The following is a 2,929-nucleotide window of genomic DNA, read 5'->3' on the forward strand; positions in this document are numbered from 1 at the left end:
CGACGACATCGCCGGCATGGCCCGGGACACCGCCAGCCAATGGAACGTGCTGGTCAACCGGCTGGGCGCCGCGCTGCTGTTGCTCAAGGGCGACAGCAGCTTCAGTGCGTCGTGGATGAGCCTTTTCATCGCCGCGAGGCTGGGCGGCGAAAGCCGCTTGCAGCGCGTGAACGAGGGCGCGCGACAGGTGTGGAAACTGTTCGGGCAAAGGGCCGAAGCCCTGGATGAATGGGTGCGCAAGACCGGCAAGGCGATCGGGGCCGGGCGGGGAGAGCGGATCCTGAACTCGCCGGCGGTGGTCAACAGCGGCGGTGTGGTGCCGTTGGCGGCGTTGCTGGTGAACGTGGTGAATGTGCAGAACTACTTGCGCGAGGCTGCGGTGCTGGAGGGGATGGAAGGCCGGCGGAAACGTGAAACGCTTTCGGCGAGCCTGTATGGGGCGGCGGCGTTGGTGGCGGTGGTGGATAGTCAGGTTAGGGTGGGGTTGGGGAGGGATAGATTCTTCATTCGTTTATCTGCGGCTCCAGTGCTTACGTTGTTTGGTGGGGTGATTGGTGGGTTGTCATTTGTGGCAGCGGGAGCAGAGTTCAAGTCTTTGCAAATGCAGATTGAAAACGCCCAAAACCAAGTCGATTCATGGCTGCAGATACGCCAGGCCGCGGTCGGAGGACAAATAGCGGCCTTTGGCACCCAAGCATTATTGGGCGCTTCTTACACCATGAGAGCCTTGGCCGGGTCAATAACCGTGGACGTCGCCATCCTGCGCTACACGCTGTGCATGGGCCCGCTGAACTGGGTCATCGCCGCATTGGGCGTGCTGTACCTGACGGCCTGGATCTTCGAGAAAACGCCGCTGCAGTATTTCCTGAGCACCTGCTGCTGGTCCAAGGCGCGGGCGGGCGATTTGGCGCCGATCGCGCCGAAAGCCCAGCAGGACGAGCTCGACCGCCTGTACCTGATCCTCTACACCCCCCGGGTCAGCATGAAGAGCAGCGCAAGGCCGGCCCGTGACGACAGCTTTGCCGGCCTGAAACACGTCAGCGCCGTTGACGCGCTGACCATCGACCTGCCGGGCGCCGAACCCGGCAGTGCCTACCTGGAGCTGAGCATGATCGGCGATCCCATCGACACCCAGGGCTACAGGCACCTGATCAAGAACAGCCCGGCCAACGGCTACAAGGCGCCACGGCCCTGGCGAGACCTGGCACCGCACTGGCTGTCCGGCAGCCAGTGCGGGTGGATACCGGTCAAGGAAGGCCAGGGGCTGCGCCTCAGCGGGCCGTTCAAGGAACTGGCGAATGTGCTCGGTTCCCCGCCGAGCACGGTGTCGTTCCGCTTGCGTTACCGCACGCCCCTCACCGGGATGCTCGGTGCCCGCACGTTCATCGGCGGGGAGCGGGGGCTGGCGTTTACCCTGAACAACGACACCGGCGTCGTCGCGCTGCGGGGCGACCCGACCCCCGAGCTGGATCGCGTGCCGAACTACCCGCTCGGGGACGGTCACCCCGGCGCCATTTACCTGCAACCCAAGGACAAACGATGAGCACGCCAACGGCCGGCACCACGAAGAAAGGGATGTTTTCGCGCAATGACTATCTGGCGCCGTTGCCGATCCCTACCGGTAGAAAGCCCTGTGACGTGCTCAATACCATCTGGCGCAAGAACGATGTCTTTATTGACATAGGCAACTACAGCATTGGCTCGGCGGTGATGGTGCTTTGGCCGATGGTGATGTTGTTTTTGGCCATGGCCTATGGATTTCGGAACATCGCACCAGATCTCAGTATGTTTGCTCTAGTTGGTGGAGGGATCATCACCGGTATTCCAGCACTGTTCCTCATTCAAGGCCTCCTCCGCGAAGTCCCCTTGCCCGTCCGCTTCAACCGCCAGCGCCGCGAAGTCTGCGTGCCCCGCGACAACGGCGAATACTGGATCGTCCCCTGGGAAACCGTGACCGCCGCCGCCAGCCAGCATTCATCGGTCAGTCAGGGCGGCAGGGCCACGATGGGTTTATTGGTCATCGGCTTCGAAAACCCCGACCCGACCGCCAGCGAGGACAACAGGCATTTTTCGCTGGGCTTCCCTTGCGGCGGCGGCACCACGGCGATGGCGTTGTGGGAGTGCATGCGCAGTTACATGGAGGTCGGGCCGGAAGCCGTTGAGGATCAAACCGCTCGTTTCGATTGGTCAAAGGGAATCTGGGCGACCTATCTGGACGATCTGATCAAGGCTGCGAAATTGAGAGGTTGGTTTGTAACCGCTCTGTGGGAAGGGTTCTGCGGAATTTTCATATTCAACACATTGCTGATCGATGTGCTGGAGCGCTGGAAACTGAATCCCCCCCCCGACCTGTCCCACCCCGACATCCTCGAATGGTCAAAACCCCTGCCGCCCGAGCAATGGGCCCAACGCTCCCCGGCGCTTGCAGCCGCCATCGCCCAGCGCGAAGCGGAATTGGCGGCTCAATCCGAGGCGCCGGCATGAGCACGCCAGCGGCCGGCACCACGAAGAAAGGGATGTTTTCGCGCAATGACTATCTGGCGCCGTTGCCGATCCCTACGGGGAAGAAGCCCTGTGACGTGCTCAATACCATCTGGCGCAAGAGCGATGTCTTTATTGACATCGGCAACTACAGCATTGGCTCGGCGGTGATGGTGATGTGGCCGGGAGTAATGGTGGTTCTTGCCATGTCATTCTTTACTCGGAATTTCGACCCTGAGTTCAGTCGCGATGTTTTGATCTTCGGCGCTTGCGTCATGGCCCTCCCGATTTTTTGGTTGATCCAGGGCCTCTTCCGCAAAGTTCCCTTGCCCGTCCGCTTCAACCGCCAGCGCCGCGAAGTCTGCGTGCCCCGCGACAACGGCGAATACTGGATCGTCCCCTGGGAAACCGTGACCGCCGCCGCCACCCAGCATTCATCGGTCAGTCA

The 2,929-nt window shown here is 61.7% G+C and carries 2 protein-coding genes and 1 pseudogene; all 3 read left to right on the plus strand.

Going from position 1 to position 2,929, the window contains the following annotated elements; genetic code table 11:
• Nucleotides 1-16 precede the first annotated feature (16 nt).
• Nucleotides 17-1,543 (plus strand): hypothetical protein, encoded by a 1,527-nt coding sequence (locus tag CAG41_RS28990; protein ID WP_256582677.1) that lies wholly within the window; start codon nucleotides 17-19, stop codon nucleotides 1,541-1,543.
• Nucleotides 1,540-2,484 carry a hypothetical protein gene (locus tag CAG41_RS28015; RefSeq protein WP_085707753.1) on the plus strand — a complete coding sequence of 315 codons (945 nt, stop codon included), beginning with the start codon at nucleotides 1,540-1,542 and terminating at the stop codon, nucleotides 2,482-2,484. The genes CAG41_RS28990 and CAG41_RS28015 overlap by 4 nt, the downstream gene beginning before the upstream one ends.
• Nucleotides 2,481-2,929: pseudogene (locus CAG41_RS28020) on the plus strand (hypothetical protein); the annotation flags it as partial. The gene CAG41_RS28015 and the pseudogene CAG41_RS28020, both read left to right, overlap by 4 nt.

The sequence above is a fragment of the Pseudomonas sp. B35(2017) genome, assembly GCF_002113645.1.
Taxonomy (GTDB): Bacteria; Pseudomonadota; Gammaproteobacteria; order Pseudomonadales; family Pseudomonadaceae; genus Aquipseudomonas; species Aquipseudomonas ekonensis.